The 16,126-nt window shown below is 68.7% G+C and carries 15 protein-coding genes and 1 riboswitch; of the genes, 14 read left to right on the plus strand and 1 reads right to left on the minus strand.

Translation table 11 applies throughout. From position 1 onward, the window contains the following. Window positions 1-20: 20 nt before the first annotated feature. The 7 genes from gmk (at window position 21) to ACVT6V_RS17815 (ending at window position 8,130) form a co-directional block, all read left to right on the plus strand. Complete coding sequence (gmk, locus tag ACVT6V_RS17785) at window positions 21-668, plus strand: guanylate kinase (protein WP_489895045.1); 648 nt, start codon at window positions 21-23, stop codon at window positions 666-668. A 67-nt stretch (window positions 669-735) separates the two neighbouring features. Then, complete coding sequence (rpoZ, locus tag ACVT6V_RS17790) at window positions 736-1,035, plus strand: DNA-directed RNA polymerase subunit omega (RefSeq protein ID WP_489895047.1); 300 nt, start codon at window positions 736-738, stop codon at window positions 1,033-1,035. Window positions 1,036-1,052: 17 nt separating this feature from the next. Beyond that, complete coding sequence (gene coaBC, locus ACVT6V_RS17795) at window positions 1,053-2,327, plus strand: bifunctional phosphopantothenoylcysteine decarboxylase/phosphopantothenate--cysteine ligase CoaBC (protein ID WP_489895049.1); 1,275 nt, start codon at window positions 1,053-1,055, stop codon at window positions 2,325-2,327. 150 nt (window positions 2,328-2,477) lie between these two features. Then, window positions 2,478-3,689 carry a methionine adenosyltransferase gene (gene metK, locus ACVT6V_RS17800; RefSeq protein ID WP_489895051.1) on the plus strand — a complete coding sequence of 404 codons (1,212 nt, stop codon included), beginning with the start codon at window positions 2,478-2,480 and terminating at the stop codon, window positions 3,687-3,689. Between the two features lie 86 nt (window positions 3,690-3,775). Beyond that, window positions 3,776-5,716, plus strand: coding sequence for a primosomal protein N' (locus ACVT6V_RS17805; RefSeq protein WP_489900865.1), 1,941 nt, complete (start codon window positions 3,776-3,778; stop codon window positions 5,714-5,716). A gap of 93 nt (window positions 5,717-5,809) precedes the next feature. After that, a complete protein-coding gene (gene fmt, locus ACVT6V_RS17810; protein ID WP_489895053.1) occupies window positions 5,810-6,763 on the plus strand; it encodes a methionyl-tRNA formyltransferase in 954 nt (317 codons plus the stop codon). Window positions 6,764-6,783: 20 nt separating this feature from the next. Further along, window positions 6,784-8,130 carry an RsmB/NOP family class I SAM-dependent RNA methyltransferase gene (locus tag ACVT6V_RS17815; protein WP_489895055.1) on the plus strand — a complete coding sequence of 449 codons (1,347 nt, stop codon included), beginning with the start codon at window positions 6,784-6,786 and terminating at the stop codon, window positions 8,128-8,130. Window positions 8,131-8,537: 407 nt separating this feature from the next. Here ACVT6V_RS17815 and ACVT6V_RS17820 read toward each other — a convergent pair whose 3' ends face one another. Beyond that, window positions 8,538-9,986 carry an MFS transporter gene (locus ACVT6V_RS17820; protein ID WP_489895057.1) on the minus strand — a complete coding sequence of 483 codons (1,449 nt, stop codon included), beginning with the start codon at window positions 9,984-9,986 and terminating at the stop codon, window positions 8,538-8,540. Between the two features lie 231 nt (window positions 9,987-10,217). Here ACVT6V_RS17820 and ACVT6V_RS17825 point away from each other — a divergent pair, with 231 nt between their 5' ends. From ACVT6V_RS17825 to ACVT6V_RS17855, 7 genes are all read left to right on the plus strand, one after another. Then, window positions 10,218-10,811, plus strand: a complete 594-nt coding sequence (locus tag ACVT6V_RS17825) for a TetR/AcrR family transcriptional regulator (RefSeq protein ID WP_489895059.1) — start codon at window positions 10,218-10,220, stop codon at window positions 10,809-10,811. Between the two features lie 43 nt (window positions 10,812-10,854). Further along, complete coding sequence (rpe, locus tag ACVT6V_RS17830) at window positions 10,855-11,553, plus strand: ribulose-phosphate 3-epimerase (RefSeq protein ID WP_489895061.1); 699 nt, start codon at window positions 10,855-10,857, stop codon at window positions 11,551-11,553. A 51-nt stretch (window positions 11,554-11,604) separates the two neighbouring features. Continuing rightward, the gene (gene ribD, locus ACVT6V_RS17835) at window positions 11,605-12,585 is read left to right on the plus strand and encodes a bifunctional diaminohydroxyphosphoribosylaminopyrimidine deaminase/5-amino-6-(5-phosphoribosylamino)uracil reductase RibD (RefSeq protein WP_489900867.1); all 981 of its coding nucleotides are present in this window, start codon (window positions 11,605-11,607) and stop codon (window positions 12,583-12,585) included. Between the two features lie 95 nt (window positions 12,586-12,680). Further along, window positions 12,681-12,837: riboswitch (FMN riboswitch) on the plus strand. A 66-nt stretch (window positions 12,838-12,903) separates the two neighbouring features. Beyond that, entirely contained in the window at window positions 12,904-13,575 is a 672-nt protein-coding gene (locus ACVT6V_RS17840) for a riboflavin synthase (protein ID WP_489895063.1), read from the plus strand. Window positions 13,576-13,610: 35 nt separating this feature from the next. After that, a complete protein-coding gene (locus ACVT6V_RS17845; protein ID WP_489900868.1) occupies window positions 13,611-14,909 on the plus strand; it encodes a bifunctional 3,4-dihydroxy-2-butanone-4-phosphate synthase/GTP cyclohydrolase II in 1,299 nt (432 codons plus the stop codon). Continuing rightward, the gene (ribH, locus tag ACVT6V_RS17850) at window positions 14,906-15,391 is read left to right on the plus strand and encodes a 6,7-dimethyl-8-ribityllumazine synthase (protein WP_489895065.1); all 486 of its coding nucleotides are present in this window, start codon (window positions 14,906-14,908) and stop codon (window positions 15,389-15,391) included. Before ACVT6V_RS17845 ends, ribH begins: the two co-directional genes overlap by 4 nt. Beyond that, on the plus strand, window positions 15,388-15,849 hold the full coding sequence (locus ACVT6V_RS17855) for a PH domain-containing protein (protein ID WP_489895067.1): 462 nt from the start codon (window positions 15,388-15,390) through the stop codon (window positions 15,847-15,849). Before ribH ends, ACVT6V_RS17855 begins: the two co-directional genes overlap by 4 nt. Window positions 15,850-16,126 lie beyond the last annotated feature (277 nt).

A 16,126-nucleotide genomic window follows, 5' to 3' on the forward strand; every position in this document is an offset into this window, starting at 1 on the left:
ATGACGGCACAGGTTCGGCGGTGACCCGCCCGACACCCGAGCAGCCGCACACCGCGAGCACGAGGGGCCGACTGGTGGTATTGGTCGGCCCCTCGGCCGTGGGGAAGTCCACCGTGGTGGCCAAGGTGCGTGAGATGCTCCCGCAGATGCACTTCAGCGTGTCCGCGACGACGCGCGCGCCCCGGCCGGGTGAGGTGGATGGTCGCGACTACCACTTCGTCGGCGCCGACGAGTTCGACCGGATGATCGCCGACGGCGCGCTGCTGGAGTGGGCGGAGATCCACGGTGGCCTGCAGCGATCCGGCACCCCGCGGGACCCCGTCGTCGCTGCGCTGGAGCAGGGCCTGCCGGTTCTCGTCGAGGTCGACCTGGTCGGTGCCCGCAACGTGGTCCGCCGACTGCCCGAGGCGATCAGCGTGTTCCTGGCCCCTCCCACATGGGACGATCTGGAGGCCCGGCTCCGTGGTCGTGGCACCGAGACGGACGAGGTCGTGGCCCGCCGACTGGAGACCGCGCGCACCGAGATGGCGGCACAAAACGAGTTCGATCACGTGCTCGTGAATCGCGAAGTCGACCAGGTGGCCTCCGAGTTGGTATCCTTGCTGGTCGGGTCCGACGAGTCGACCACGCCGCCGACTTCCGCCCGACAGTCGACCTCAGACGTTTGAGAAGAGCCGACGACCTGCCGTTCGCAGCAGGTCGTCGTCACCACAGCACAGTGATGCAGGAGATTGCGTGAGCACCCCGACGAATTTCGACCTGACCGAGATTGCCGACGCACCGGCATATGAGACCCCGCTGGGTATCACCAATCCGCCGATCGACGAACTGCTCGAGCGCGCGTCGTCGAAGTATGCGCTGGTCATCTACGCGGCCAAGCGTGCGCGTCAGATCAACGACTACTACAACCAGCTCGGTGACGGCATCCTCGAATATGTCGGCCCTCTCGTCGAGCCCGGGCTGCAGGAGAAGCCGCTGTCGATCGCGATGCGGGAGATCCACTCCGACCTCCTCGAGCACACCGAAGGCGAATAAGACCTCGGGCGCGGGGGATGGCCACGACACGCACCAGTTCGCCCGGCACACAGCGCCGGGTCCTCATCGGTGTCGGCGGCGGGATCGCCGCGTACAAGGTGTGCTCGGTGATCCGGCACTTCACCGAGGCCGGCCACGATGTGCGGGTGGTGCCCACACAGGCGGCGCTCAAGTTCGTCGGTGCCGCCACCTTCGAGGCGCTGACCGGTAATCCCGTCACCATCGACGTCTTCGACGACGTCGATCAGGTGGCACACGTGCGTCTCGGGCAGGGCGCCGATCTCGTGATCGTCGCCCCCGCGACCGCGGACCTGATGGCCCGGGCGGCCTCGGGGCGTGCGGACGATCTGCTGACCTCGTCGCTGCTGACGGTCCGCTGTCCGGTGCTCTTCGTGCCCGCGATGCACACCGAGATGTGGGAGCATCCCGCCACACAGGCCAATGTGGCGACGCTGCGCGCACACGGCTCGACCGTGATGACCCCGGCGTCCGGCCGCCTGACGGGGACCGACAGCGGTCCCGGCCGACTACCCGATCCGCAGGAGATCGCCATGATCGGTGAACTCCTGCTCGACCGGCCCGACGCGTTGCCCTACGACCTCGCAGGTGTGCGCGTGGTGATCAGCGCCGGTGGTACGCGCGAACCCCTCGACCCGGTGCGTTATCTCGGAAATCACAGTTCCGGCAAGCAAGGCTTCGCGCTGGCGCGCGCGGCCGCCCAGCGTGGCGCCACCGTGACCGTCGTCGCGGGCTCGACCGCCGACCCGGGCGATCCGGCGGGTGTCGACATCGTCCGGGTGTCGAGCGCCGAACAACTCTCCGACGAGATGACCAAACGGGCTGCCGAGGCCGACGTCGTGATCATGGCCGCCGCCGTCGCCGACTTCCGGCCGATCTCGGTGGCGGACGCGAAGATCAAGAAGGGCGAGGACGGGCCGGCGCCGATCGAGCTCACCACCAACCCGGACATCCTGCGCGGACTCGTCACCAGCCGCGACGCCGGCCGTATCCCCGCCGAGACGGTGATCGTCGGATTCGCCGCGGAGACCGGCGACGAGACCGGGGGCGTGCTCGACCACGGGCGCACCAAACTGCACCGAAAGGGGTGCGATCTCCTGGTGGTCAACGCGGTCGGTGAGGGCAAGGCGTTCGGGACCGAGGACAACACCGGTTGGCTGCTCTCCGCGACGGGCACCGAGACCGCGCTCCCGTTCGGATCCAAGACACTCATGTCGAGCAGAATCCTTGACGAGGTCCGTGCCCTGGTACGCAGCGATCACGACACGGCCTGACGAAACACCGCCGGTCACCGATGTGTAGTTTGGAACGCGTTCGCTGCGGTCTCGTCCCGTAGTGCAAAACCATCGTTCAGTAGAGACAATCAACGGCAGATGCCGTCGAACGTGCCCGCACCCGGGCCCGGAAAGAGCCGAGAGGATCAGATGACCACCTCTGCGTCACGCCTGTTCACCAGCGAATCCGTCACCGAGGGGCACCCCGACAAGATCTGTGACGCGATCAGTGACTCGATCCTCGACGCGATGCTCGCCGAGGACCCGAAGGCCCGTGTCGCCGTGGAGACCCTCGTCACGACCGGACAGGTGCATGTCGCCGGCGAGGTCACCACCACGGCCTACGTCGACATCCCGGGCATCGTGCGCGCCAAGATCCTCGACATCGGCTACGACTCCTCGACCAAGGGATTCGACGGTGCGTCCTGCGGTGTCAACGTCGCGATCGGCGCCCAGTCGCCCGATATCGCCGGCGGCGTGTTCAATTCGCACGAGAGCCGCAGCGGCATCTCGGAGGACGAGATCGACAGTCAGGGCGCCGGCGACCAGGGTCTGATGTTCGGTTACGCGACCGACGAGACGCCTGAGCTGATGCCGTTGCCGATCGCCCTCGCGCACCGCCTGTCGCGTCGCCTGACCGAGGTCCGCAAGTCCGGTGTGCTGCCGTACCTGCGCCCGGACGGCAAGACCCAGGTCACCATCGAATACGACAAAGACAAGCCGGTGCGCCTGGACACCGTGGTGATCTCCACCCAGCACGCCGCCGACATCGACCTCGACAACATGCTGGCACCCGACATCCGCACCAAGGTGCTCGATTCGGTTCTCGCCGATATCGCACTGACCGGACTCGACACCTCCGACGTCCGACTGCTGGTCAACCCGACCGGCAAGTTCGTCCTGGGTGGCCCGATGGGCGATGCGGGGCTCACCGGACGCAAGATCATCGTCGACACCTACGGCGGCATGGCCCGACACGGCGGTGGCGCGTTCTCCGGCAAGGACCCGTCGAAGGTCGACCGCAGCGCGGCCTACGCGATGCGGTGGGTTGCCAAGAACGCGGTGGCCGCCGGCCTGGCCGGACGCATCGAGGTCCAGGTCGCCTACGCGATCGGCAAGGCGGCCCCGGTCGGCCTGTTCGTGGAGACCTTCGGCACCGAGCGGGTCGATCCCGCGGTGATCGAGAAGGCCATCTCGGAGATCTTCGACCTCCGGCCGCTCGCGATCATCCGCGACCTCGACCTGTTGCGACCCATCTACGGCCCCACTGCCGCGTACGGCCACTTCGGCCGCACCGACGTCGACCTCCCGTGGGAGCGCACCGACCGCGCCGAGAAGCTGCGGGCCGCCGCAGGCCTCTGAGCCGCGCCCGTCCGACTGCCGCTGTGACGTCCCGGGGTGGTTCGCGTGTGTCCGCGTCGCAGTTGCCGGTCGGCAAGGTGCTGCCCATGCTCGGGCTCGCGCACCTCGACCGACCGTTCGACTACCTGATCGACGCCGAACAGGACGAGCAGGCGGTCCCGGGCGTGCGTGTCCGCGTCCGTTTCTCCGGGCGCCTCGTCGACGGATATCTGCTCGAGCGTGTCGCGGAGAGCGACCACGTCGGTAAACTCGGCTGGCTGGAACGGGTCGTATCACCCGAACCGGTGCTCGACGGCGACCTCGCCGCGCTGTGCCGGGCGGTCGCCGACCGCTACGCCGGCACCATGTCCGACGTGATCCGCCTGGCCATCCCGCCGCGTCACGCGCGCACCGAGAAGGAGACGCCCGCCGGTCCGACCTCACCGGCCGTGGCCGAACCGGACCTCTCGGCGTGGCGGACGTATCCGATGGCCGACTCGTTCGTCGCCTCACTGCACTCCGGCCAACCACGCGCCGTCTGGCAGGCGACGGCAGGCGAGGACTGGCCCGCTCGCCTGGCCGAACTCGCGGCCACCACAGCGGCCGCCGGGCGCGGGACGATCATCGTGGTCCCGGATCAACGCGATCTGGACCGGTTGGAGCGGGCGTGTGCGCCGTCGTTCGGGGATCGCTGCGTCACGCTGGCCGCCGGGCTGGGCCCCACCGCCCGCTACCGCCGGTGGCTGGCGGCCCGCCGTGGCGGCGCGGACGTGGTACTCGGCACGCGCAGCGCCGTCTTCGCGCCGGTGCATGACCTGGGCCTGATCGTGATCTGGGACGACGGCGACGACAGCCTCAACGAGCCCCGCGCGCCGTACCCCCATCCCCGCGAGGTCGCCGTGTTGCGCTCACACCTGCAGCGATCGGCACTGGTGATCGGCGGGTTCGCCCGTACCACCGAGGCGCATTCGCTCGTCACCGCGGGCTGGGCGCATGACCTCGTCGCCGATCGGAACACCGTTCGCGCCCGGACCGCCCGCGTGCTCGGGCTCAGTGACGAGGACCGGCGCATCGCCGGTGACCCGCTGGCGCGATCCGCACGCATCCCGGGTATCGCGTTCGAGGCGGCCCGGTCGGCGATCGCGGCCGATGCTCCGGTGCTCTTCAGCGTCCCGCGGCGCGGCTACATCCCGTCGGTGGCATGTGCGCGCTGCCGGGCACATGCCCGGTGCCGGTCCTGCCACGGCCCATTGCAGCTGGACGCCCGCGGCTCACTGTCCTGCCGGTGGTGCGGACGGCCGGAGCCGACGTTCCGGTGCGCCGAGTGCGGCGGCACCGAGGTCCGTGCGCTCAGCACCGGTGCCCGACGCACCGCCGAGGAGCTGGGCCGTGCCTTCGCGGGCGTGCCGATCATCACCTCGGGCGGCTCCACGGTCGTCGATGCGATCGAGCCCGGTGCACGAGTCGTCGTGGCGACGCCGGGTGCGGAACCGACGGTCGCGAACGGGTACGGTGCAGCAGTCGTCCTGGACACCTGGGCGCAGCTCGATCGCGCGGATCTGCGTGCCGGAGAGGACGCGGTTCGCCGCTGGATGGCGGTCGGGTCGCTGGTGCGAGCACGCGACGACGGCGGCACCGTCGTCATCGTCGCGGATGCCGGACTGCTTCCCGTGCAGGCGTTGATCCGCTGGGATCCGGTGGGTTTCGCCGATCAGGAACTGGGCGAGCGAGCCGAGCTGGGTTTTCCGCCCGCCGTGACCATGGCCTCGATCGACGGTGCGCCGAGCACCGTGTCGCAGTTCGTGGAGAAGGTCCGGCTCCCGGCGAGTGGGGAGACACTCGGGCCGGTGCCACTTCCCGCGGGCGTACGGGCCCCAGCAGGTTCGGGTGACGCGTTCGACGGCGAGGTGGAGCGGGTGCTGCTGCGGGTGGACCGGCGTGAGGGCAAGCAGCTCGCGGCGGCCCTGGTCAGCGCGCAGGTCGGCCGCAACACCCACCACGAGACGGGTCCGATCCGGGTCCAGGTGGATCCCCCTACGATCGGATGAGTTGCGGGGATCGGGTCAGCCGGTCGGATCCGCAGGGCAGGATGAGCAGGGGCGGCGGGTGTCACTATTCGCAGTCGGGGACGAGAGGGTCGTATGAGGGTTGTGTTCGCCGGAACGCCGGACGTGGCGGTGCCGTCGCTCAGACTGCTGCTCGCCTCGCCGCAGCACGAGGTCGTCGGCGTGGTGTCGCGTCCGGATGCGGCGGCCGGCCGCGGGCGGAGTCTGGTCCGGTCACCGGTCGCCTCGGTTGCCGATGAGCACCACATCGAGGTCATCACGCCGCGCCGGCTGACGGATCCGGGTGTGCTCGATCGACTGAGGTCATGGCGGCCGGATTGTGGCGCCATCGTCGCCTACGGCGGATTGGTTCCGCCCGGACTGCTCGACCTGCCCACGCACGGTTGGGTGAATCTGCACTTCTCGGTGCTGCCCGCCTGGCGGGGTGCGGCCCCTGTGCAGCATGCGATCGCGGCCGGCGACGAGATCACGGGTGCGAGCACGTTCCGCCTGGAGGAAGGTCTCGATACCGGTCCGGTCTACGGCGTCATCACCGAGACGGTCGCGGCCACGGACACGAGCGGGGACCTCCTCGGCCGCCTCGCCGAGAGCGGCGCACACCTGATGCTCTCGACGCTCGACGGAATCGAGTCCGGCACGCTGACACCGGTGGCCCAGTCCGGGGGAGGCGTCAGCCATGCACCGAAGGTGGAGGTGGACGACGCCCGGATCCGGTGGGATCTGCCTGCACACATCGTCGATCGCCGCATCCGTGCGCACACCCCCGCCCCCGGTGCCTGGACCACCCTGGATGGGGCACGCGTCAAGGTCGGCCCCGTCGCTCCCGTCGACGACGACAGCGCCGACACCGACGACACAGGTGGAAGCCCGGTGCCGGGTGCGCTGATCGTCGCGAAGAAGACGGTGGACGTCGCCACGGCGACGCGCCCGGTGCGACTCTCCTGGGTACAGCCGCCGGGCAAGAAACCCATGCCGGCAGCGGATTGGGCGCGCGGCGCACGATTGGCCGATGGGACGGTACTGCAGTGAAACGGTCCGAACGATCGCCAATGATCCGCGACAAAGCCGTCGACCCCGTCCGCGCCGCTGCTCGCGACACGCTGCGGGCTGTCCGTGAGCGGGACGCGTATGCCAACCTCGTCTTACCGAAAATGTTGCGGGAGAGAGGGATCAGTGGCCGCGACGCCGCGCTGGCCACCGAGCTCACCTATGGTGCGGCCCGTGCACAGGGCTTGCTGGACCGCGTGATCGAGTCGGCGGCGAGCCGGCCGGTCGGCGAGATCGACGGCGCGGTCCTCGATGTACTCCGACTGGGCACCTATCAGCTGCTGCGTACTCGTATCGGGGCGCACGCCGCCGTCTCGACGTCCGTCGACCTCATCCGATCCGAGATGGGCATGGGACCCGCCGGCTTCGTCAACGCCGTGCTGCGCAAGGTGTCCCAGCGCGACGAGGAGATGTGGATCGAGCAGCTCGCGCCGTCGATCGCCGACGATCTGATCGGCAACCTGGCGTTGCGGTACGCGCATCCGCGGTGGATCGCCCAGGTGTTCTTCGAGGCTCTCGGCGGATCCGCAGGCCAGTTACAGGCGGCGCTCGCCGCCGACGACGAGCGTCCGCCCGTGCACCTCGTGGCGCGTCCGGGTCTCATCACGGCCGAAGAACTGGCCCTGACCTGTGACGGCGAGGTCGGCCGATACTCGCCGTACTGTGTGTACCTGCCCGGCGGTGATCCCGGCGATCTGGAGGCCGTGCGCGACGGCTACGCCGGCGTCCAGGACGAGGGCAGCCAGTTGGTCGGACGCGCGGTGACGGTCGCGGAGGTGGCCGACGACGCCGGGCGCTGGCTGGACATGTGCGCCGGCCCGGGTGGCAAGGCGGCCCTGGTCGCCGCGATCGCCGACATCGACGGCGCGCATCTCGACGCGGTCGAGGTATCGGATCATCGTGCCGAACTGATCCGGAAAGTGGTACGCGATCTCCCGGTGGACGTGCACGTCGCAGACGCCCGGGCGAGTGGATTGAGGCCGGGTTACGACCGGATCCTGCTGGATGCGCCCTGCAGCGGACTCGGATCGCTGCGGCGACGGCCGGAGGCCCGCTGGCGCCGGAGCGCCGCCGACGTCGACGACCTCGTGGTGTTGCAACGCGAATTGCTCACCGAGGCACTGCGATTGCTGCGTCCCGGCGGTGTGGTCGTCTACTCGACGTGTTCGCCACATCCGGCCGAGACCACCGAGGTGATCACCGCTGTCCTCGCCGAGCACCCCGACGCCGAGCAGATCGACGCACGCACACTGGTGCCGGTGGACAACGCTGGCGACGGACCCCATGTCCAACTCTGGCCCCATCTGCACGGAACCGATGCGATGTTCCTCGCCGCGGTGCGTCGCTGAGCGTCTCGTCCTGGTCGGGTGCCCGCATCTTTCCATCCGTCGGTCGCGTGGGCGGCGTCACTCGCTGGTTCCGTCGGTCGTGGTGAGGCGCGTCGTTCGCTGGTTTCGTCGGTCGCGTGAGTCGCGTCGCTCGCTGGTTTCGTCGGTCGTGGTGAGGCGCGTCGTTCGCTGGTTTCGTCGGTCGCGTGAGTCGCGTCGCTCGCTGGTTTCGTCGGTCGTGGTGAGTCGCGTCGTTCGCTGGTTTCGTCGGTCGCGTGGGCGGCGTCGCTCGCTGGTTCGGTCGGTCGCGGTGAGCCGCGCCACTCGCTGGTCGAGTAGACGCGAGCGGCAGCGAGTGGCGTATCGAGACCCCGTGCGCTGCAGGAGTTCTCGACACCGCCGTGACCGACGTTCACGCCGTGACCGACTCAGGCGGAGACGGTCTCCGACGCGCGTGACGCTTCGCCGGCTGCCGCGGCTGCCGGCCGCCGTCCGTTCGGGATCAGCGACGCGATCACCAACGCGACGAGAGCGACGCCGCCGCCGATCGTCAACGCCACCTGGAAGCCGGCTTCCGAGGGCATCGTGTAACCGCCGAATGCGATGGTCATCTGGGCGAGCACGGCTCCGATCGTGGCGGCACCGATGGATGTGCCGAGCGACCGCATGAGCGTGTTGAACCCGTTGGCCGCGGCGGTTTCGCCGATCGGCACCGAACCCATGATCAGTGCAGGCATGGCGCCATAGGCGAGGCCGACGCCACTGTTGATGACCATCAGCGAGAGCATCAGGCCCCACGCGGTGCCGAGTAGCAGAAGCGAGAGTCCGTAGCCCGCCGCCAGCACGAGAACACCGCACATCAACGTGAACTTCGGGCCGCGGGCGTCGCTCAGCTTGCCGCCGAACGGTGAGACGATCATCATCATCAATCCGCCGGGAAGCATCCACAGGCCGGTCGCCAGCATCGACTGCCCCAATCCGAAGCCGGTCGCCGTGGGCAACTGCATGATCTGAGGCACGACCAGCATGCTCGCGTACATGCCGACGCCGACGAAGATCGACGCGATGTTGGTGGTCAACACGCGGGGTCGGGCAGTGGTGCGCAGGTCGACGAGTGGGTCGCGGGTGCGCAGTTCCCAGTACCCCCACGCGAGCAGCGAGACGATCGCGAGGGCCAGCATTCCCAGTATGGATACGGAGGTCCAGCCCCACTCGGCGCCCTTCGAGACCGCCAGCAGCAGGCTGACCAGTCCGATCCCCAGTCCGACCGCCCCTGGGACGTCGAATCGCTGTCCGGTCGCTGCGGGTCGCACATCCGGGACCAGCGACGCCACCAGGACGCCGATCATCACCGCGAGCACGGCTGAGCCCCAGAACAGCACCCGCCAGCTTGCATATTCCGCAACGGCGGCGGCCACCGGTAGGCCGATTCCGCCTCCGATACCCATTGACGCACTCACCAGTGCGATGGATCCGCTGAGTTTCTCCGCCGGAACCACGTCGCGAAGGAGAGCGATGCCCAGCGGCACCATGCCCATGCCGAGTCCCTGCAGGCCGCGCCCGATGATCATCGGCACGACCGACGACGACAGCGCGCAGACAACCGATCCGAGCGCCAGGGGGACGGTGAGCGCGAGCAGCACGCGGCGCTTGCCGAGTTGATCACCGAGTCGCCCGGTGATCGGGACACACACCGCCGCGACCAGCAGGGTGACGGTGATGACCCACGTCGAGTTCGAGACCGACGTGTTCAGAATGCGGGGCAGCTCGGGAAGCAGGGGCGTGACCAGCGTCTGCATGACTGCCGCTGTGGTCCCGGCGAACGCCAGGGTGGCGACCACCGCGCCGGGGCGTGAGGTGCTGTGGGTGGACGACATGGCGAGATGTACTCCTTGCTGGATGGACGCCGCGTTGGCGGTGGCAGCCGCGATGCATACGTGTCGGTGCGAACTGTGGACGACGAACGTAAGTCAACAGGTGATGACTTTTACGGTAAGTTCGTCACCGGGCTAAGTCAACGCATGACGACTTATGTGACGAACACCGCACAGTCCGGTTTGGAGCGCCGTTAAGCTGACAGGCGGTCCATCCGACCGGGAGGTGACCCTATGGCAGACGACACGACCCAACGTCCGCGCAATGCGGCGGCCACGCGCGAGGCCTTGCTGCAGGTCGCCCGAACGATGCTGGCCGAGCGCGGTGCAACCCAGACCACGACCCGCGACATCGCCGCCGAGGTGGGGGTCAATCAGGCGCTGATCAACCGGTACTTCGGCTCCAAAGAGAATCTGTTCATCGAGGCCGTCCGTTCCGGGGGTGCCGGTGTGGCGGACCTGCTGGCGGCCGTACCACTGGACGAACTGCCGACGGTCCTGCTCCGGCATGTGCTCGAAGTCAGCGTGACGGGCCGCGGCAACACCGCACTACTGGCGGGTGTGGTCAACAATGAGACCATCACCGAGGTGATCCGCGACATGGTGGCGAGGACGTTCACCGAAGGTCTCGGTCCGCGCCTGGGCGGCTCCGACGACGCTGCTCTGCGAGCCGAACTCCTCAACGCCCTCGTCGTGGGCATCGTGGTGATGCGGCAGAAGATCGGCAGTCCGGCACTTGCCGCCGCCGACATCGACGACATCGCCACACACGTGTCCGCGATGGCGCAGCCGCTCCTAGAACGCAGCCCGGAGTCGGAGCTGCGCTGAGGGTGTGCCGACGCGTCGCCGGTGCTCTCTACAATGTGTGCTCATGTGTGCTCCCGGACATCCGATGATCGCCCCGTCGATTCTTTCCGCGGATTTCGCCAACCTGGCCGCCGAGGCCGAGGCGGTCTCCGGGCCCGGTGCGACACGCGCCGACTGGCTCCACGTGGACGTGATGGACGCCCACTTCGTGCCGAATCTGACGCTTGGCCTGCCGGTGGTGGAGAGCCTGCTCAAGGCCACCGACATTCCGCTGGACTGTCATCTGATGATCGAGGATCCGGGGCGGTGGGCGCCCCCGTACGCCGAAGCAGGCGCCTACAACGTCACCTTCCACGCCGAGGCCACCGACGATCCGATTGCCGTCGCCCGCGACATCCGGGCAGCTGGTGCCAAGGCCGGGCTGAGCCTCAAGCCGGGCACCGCGCTGGACCCTTACCTCGAGATCCTGCGTGATTTCGACACGTTCCTGATCATGAGCGTCGAGCCCGGTTTCGGCGGACAGAAGTTCATGCCGGAGGTGCTCGCCAAGGCCCGCGCGATCCGGAAGGTCATCGATGCCGAGGATCTGACCCTGCTCGTCGAGATCGACGGCGGCATCAACGCCGATACGATCGAACAGGCCGCCGAGGCGGGCATCGACTGTTTCGTGGCCGGCTCGGCGGTCTACGGGCCGGACGATCCGGGTGCCGCGGTATCCGCGCTGCGCGATCAGGCAGCCGCCGCACGCGCGAACGCCGGCTGAGCGACGGTGCCCGACGATCCGGTCGGTGGTCATCCCGACATCGCCGCCGCCATGCGGGTGGCCATCGATGAGTCCCGCGGGGCGCAGGGGAGCAGCTCGCCCAACCCGCCGGTCGGTGCGGTCATCGTCGGGCGTGACGGGTCGATCGTCGGCCGGGGGCACACCCAGCCGCCGGGCGGTGCCCACGCCGAGGTGATGGCCCTGCGTGACGCCGGGGATGCCGCGGTCGGCGCGACGGCGGTTGTCACTCTCGAGCCCTGCAACCACACGGGACGGACCGGTCCCTGCAGCCAGGCCCTCATCGGGGCCGGGGTGTCGGCGGTGTATTACGCGCTCGGCGATCCCAATCCGGCGGCCGCGGGCGGCGCGGACACCCTGCGAGCGGCCGGACTCACCGTCGTCGGCGACGTCGAAGCCGCCGAGGCGGCGGCCGGACCGTTGCGGGCCTGGATGTTCCGTCAGCTCCATGGCCGTCCCTACGTCACCGCCAAACTCGCCTCGACCCTCGACGGCCGGGTCGCCGCGCCGGACGGGACGAGCCAGTGGATCACCGGGGAAGCGGCCCGGCAGCGGGTACACCGGCAGCGCGCGGCACTCGATGCGATCGTGGTCGGTACCGGCACCGTGCTGCGCGACGATCCCGCTCTCACCGCGCGACACGACAACGGACAGTTGCGGACTCACCAGCCGACACGGGTCGTGATGGGGCATCGTGACATCCCGGCCGGGGCCAAGGTCACCGACGCGGCCGCACCCCTTGTGCATGTCCGGACACATGACCCGCAGCAGGTCCTGTCCGCGCTCGACGACGCACTCTGGGTCCTCGTCGAAGGCGGGCCGTCGATCATCGGCGCTTTCCTCGCCGCCGGCCTGGTCGACGAGGTCGAGGCCTACCTCGCGCCGATGGTGCTCGGCGCGGGCGCGTCATCGGTCGACATCGGTGGGGTGCGGACTCTCGTCGACGCACAACGGTTCTCGCTCGCCGCGATCGAAACCCTGGGCGACGATGTCCTGCTGCGCCTGACCAGCTGACCCATGGCCGATCCGATCGTCGAATGTGGCCCAACTCTCACCCGCTCAGCGGACTCCTGATTTCCCGACGTGTTCGGTCGTGCTAATTTCGATATCAGAGTTCTCGGGGCGGGGTGTAATTCCCCACCGGCGGTGATGGTGTCCTCGCAATGCGTGGACGTCGAGCCCGCGAGCGCCTGCCGACCGGCAGGGACAGCAGATCCGGTGTGAATCCGGAGCCGACGGTCATAGTCCGGATGTGAGAGAACCGGGCACCACCGACGGCCGCCCACGTCCTCACATCGAGCCTGCTCCGAGCAAGGACATGAGGAGCGCAACGTGTTTACCGGCATCGTCGAGGAGCTCGGCACGATCGTCCGACGTGATGATCTGTCCGACGCGGCCCGCCTGACCGTCCGGGGACCACTGGTCACCAGTGACGCGAAATTCGGTGATTCGATCGCAGTGAACGGCGTGTGTCTGACCGTCGTCGAACAGGGTCCCGACGAGTTCACCGTCGACGTGATGGCCGAGACGCTGCGACGCAGCTCGCTCGCGGCTCTCACCAGCGGCAGTCCGGTCAACCTCGAACGCGCGATGGCCGCAGGCGGCCGTTTCGGTGGCCACATCGTGCAGGGTCACGTCGACGGGGTCGGCGAAGTCGTCGCCATCACCCCGTCCGAGCACTGGACGATCGTCCGCGTCGCCGTCCCCGACGAGCTGAGTCGCTACATCGTGGAGAAGGGATCGATCACGGTCGACGGGGTGTCGCTGACCGTCGCGGGCCTCGGCGGCACCGACGAGGACACCTGGTTCGAGATCTCGCTCATCCCGACGACCCTGCAGGAGACCAACCTCGGCACCATCACCGCGGGCAGTCCGGTGAATCTGGAGGTCGACGTGATCGCCAAGTATGTCGAGCGTCTGCATCCCGCTCTGCGGGAGCCTCACGACGCGCGGGTACCCGGCGTGGACGACGATGACGTGCGGGACACGTCGGGAGTGGAGTGAGAACGATGGCGCAGACGACAGTAGGCGGTGGCGACATGGCAGGTGCGGCGGATTCTTCGGTGCGCGACAAGGTGCAGCTCGACTCGGTCGAGCGGGCGATCGCGGACATCGCGGCCGGCAAGGCGGTCGTCGTCGTCGATGACGAGGATCGCGAGAACGAGGGCGATCTGATCTTCGCCGCCGAGATGGCCACCCCGGAACTGGTGGCCTTCATGGTGCGCTACACCTCGGGTTACCTGTGTGTGCCGCTCGCGGGCGAGGACTGCGACAGGCTCGGTCTGCCACCGATGTACTCGATGAATCAGGACAAGCACGGGACCGCGTACACGGTCACCGTGGACGCCCGCGAGGGCATCGGTACCGGTATCAGTGCGGCCGATCGCGCGACCACGATGCGTCTGCTCGCGGATCCGAACAGCAGCGCGGTCGACTTCACCCGCCCCGGACACGTGGTTCCGTTGCGCGCCAAGGAGGGCGGCGTGCTCCGTCGACCCGGGCATACCGAAGCCGCGGTCGACCTGGCCCGCCTGGCCGGGCTGACCCCGGCCGGCGTCATCTGCGAGATCGTGAGCCAGAAGGACGAGGGCTCGATGGCGCAGACCGACGAGCTGCGCGTGTTCGCCGACGACCACGACCTCGCCCTCATCTCGATCGCCGACCTCATCGCCTGGCGCCGTCGCCACGAGAAGCACGTGGTCCGGGTCGCCGAGGCGCGCATCCCGACCCGCCACGGCGACTTCCGTGCCGTCGGCTACTCCAGCATCTACGACGAAGTCGAGCACGTGGCGCTGGTCAAGGGCGACATCTCCGGCAGCGACGGCGCCGGACACGATGTGCTCGTCCGGGTGCATTCGGAGTGCCTGACCGGTGATGTCTTCGGCTCGCTGCGATGTGACTGCGGCCCTCAGCTCGACGCCGCGATGGAGATGGTCGCGGCCGAGGGGCGAGGGGTGGTGCTGTACATGCGCGGTCACGAGGGACGCGGTATCGGCCTGCTGCACAAACTGCAGGCCTACCAGCTGCAGGACTCCGGATCGGACACCGTCGACGCCAATCTGCAGTTGGGCCTGCCGGCGGATTCGCGTGACTACGGCCTCGGCGCCCAGATCCTCGTCGATCTCGGCGTCAGCTCGATGCGGCTGCTCACCAACAACCCGGCCAAGCGGGTCGGCCTGGACGGCTACGGCCTGCAGATCGTCGACCGTGTGCCGATGCCGATCCGCGCGAACGCCGAGAACCTTCGGTATCTGCGGACCAAGCGTGACCGGATGGGCCACGACCTGATAGGGCTCGAGGACTGGGCCGACGGCAGTCCCGAAGCAGGGCCGGCATGAGCGGGCACGGCGAACCCACGCTCGACCTGCAGGATGCGAGCGCGGTGCGCCTGGCCATCGTCTCGTCTCAGTGGCACACCACGATCTGCACGGCGTTGCTCGACGGTGCCGTTCGCGCAGCCGCCGCCAACGGGGTCAGCGACCCCACGATCGTGCAGGTGGCAGGAGCCATCGAACTGCCCGTCATCGTGCAGGCCCTCGCCCGCCACCACGACGCCGTCGTCGCACTCGGAGTGGTGATCAAAGGGGAGACACCGCATTTCGAGTATGTCTGTGACGCCGTGACCGCCGGTCTGACCCGGGTGTCCCTCGACGAGTCGACCCCGGTCGGCAACGGCGTGTTGACCACCCTCACCGAGGAGCAGGCTCTCGCGCGTGCCGGCCTGCCGGACTCCAAGGAAGACAAGGGCGCGCAGGCCACCACGGCGGCGCTCGCCTCGGCATTGACCCTGCGCGCGCTGTCGCGCGGCGAACTCCGATGAGCGTCGACACCGCCGTGCAGTGGGATTTCGAGTACCGGCCGCGACGCATGCCGCGGATCGCGATCATCGCGGCTGTTGTTGTACTGGCCATCCACATCACCTTCGCGGCCCTGCTGACCATCTCCGACACCGGTGTGCACATCGGTGGCTCCGATCAGATCGGCCTGGCGTTGATCGGGTTGGTCGAGGCCGCCGCGATCCTGCTGTTCACGCAGGCCCGACTGCGGGTCGGGCCGGCCGGCGTCGGGGTGCGCAACCTGGTCGGCGAGCGTCTGTTCGATTGGGACCAGATACGAGGGATGTCGTACCCGGAGAAGGGATTCTCCGCGCGGCTTCTGCTGCCCGCGGACGAACATGTCCCGGTCCTGGCGGTGCAGGCGTGGGACTCCGACCGGGCGGTCGTCGCGATGAACACGTTCCGCGAGCTCGAAGAGCGGTACCGTACGTCCGACCGCTGAGGCCGGAGCTTGTCACTCAGTACTCGGTGATCGAGTGCGTGACTATTTCCCTGCCGTCGGGTGGGCGTGACTCATCCTCTGCTGATCGAGTAGCCGACGAACGGAGTGGGGAGGCGTACCGAGATCACCTGAGGTGTCCTCGACACGTATCGGGCCCGCACACCGCTCCTCAACCCGCAGCTCGCGGACATCGCCCTCATGGCTGCTCCGCCAGGGAGTCCACGCGACCGGGCGAGGTCACTGCCGCCCTGGAGATCGCAGTCCGACGCCTCGACTA

The sequence above is a fragment of the Gordonia sp. LMA167 genome (assembly GCF_058130025.1).

Coding starts and splice junctions, on each gene's coding strand:
- coaBC (WP_489895049.1), top strand. CDS start 1,053: ATGGCCACGACACGCACCAGTTCGCCCGGCACACAGCGCCGGGTCCTC.
- metK (WP_489895051.1), top strand. CDS start 2,478: ATGACCACCTCTGCGTCACGCCTGTTCACCAGCGAATCCGTCACCGAG.
- ACVT6V_RS17805 (WP_489900865.1), top strand. CDS start 3,776: ATGCTCGGGCTCGCGCACCTCGACCGACCGTTCGACTACCTGATCGAC.
- fmt (WP_489895053.1), top strand. CDS start 5,810: ATGAGGGTTGTGTTCGCCGGAACGCCGGACGTGGCGGTGCCGTCGCTC.
- ACVT6V_RS17815 (WP_489895055.1), top strand. CDS start 6,784: ATGATCCGCGACAAAGCCGTCGACCCCGTCCGCGCCGCTGCTCGCGAC.
- ACVT6V_RS17820 (WP_489895057.1), bottom strand. CDS start 9,986: ATGTCGTCCACCCACAGCACCTCACGCCCCGGCGCGGTGGTCGCCACC.
- ACVT6V_RS17825 (WP_489895059.1), top strand. CDS start 10,218: ATGGCAGACGACACGACCCAACGTCCGCGCAATGCGGCGGCCACGCGC.
- rpe (WP_489895061.1), top strand. CDS start 10,855: ATGTGTGCTCCCGGACATCCGATGATCGCCCCGTCGATTCTTTCCGCG.
- ribD (WP_489900867.1), top strand. CDS start 11,605: ATGCGGGTGGCCATCGATGAGTCCCGCGGGGCGCAGGGGAGCAGCTCG.
- ACVT6V_RS17845 (WP_489900868.1), top strand. CDS start 13,611: ATGGCAGGTGCGGCGGATTCTTCGGTGCGCGACAAGGTGCAGCTCGAC.
- ribH (WP_489895065.1), top strand. CDS start 14,906: ATGAGCGGGCACGGCGAACCCACGCTCGACCTGCAGGATGCGAGCGCG.
- ACVT6V_RS17855 (WP_489895067.1), top strand. CDS start 15,388: ATGAGCGTCGACACCGCCGTGCAGTGGGATTTCGAGTACCGGCCGCGA.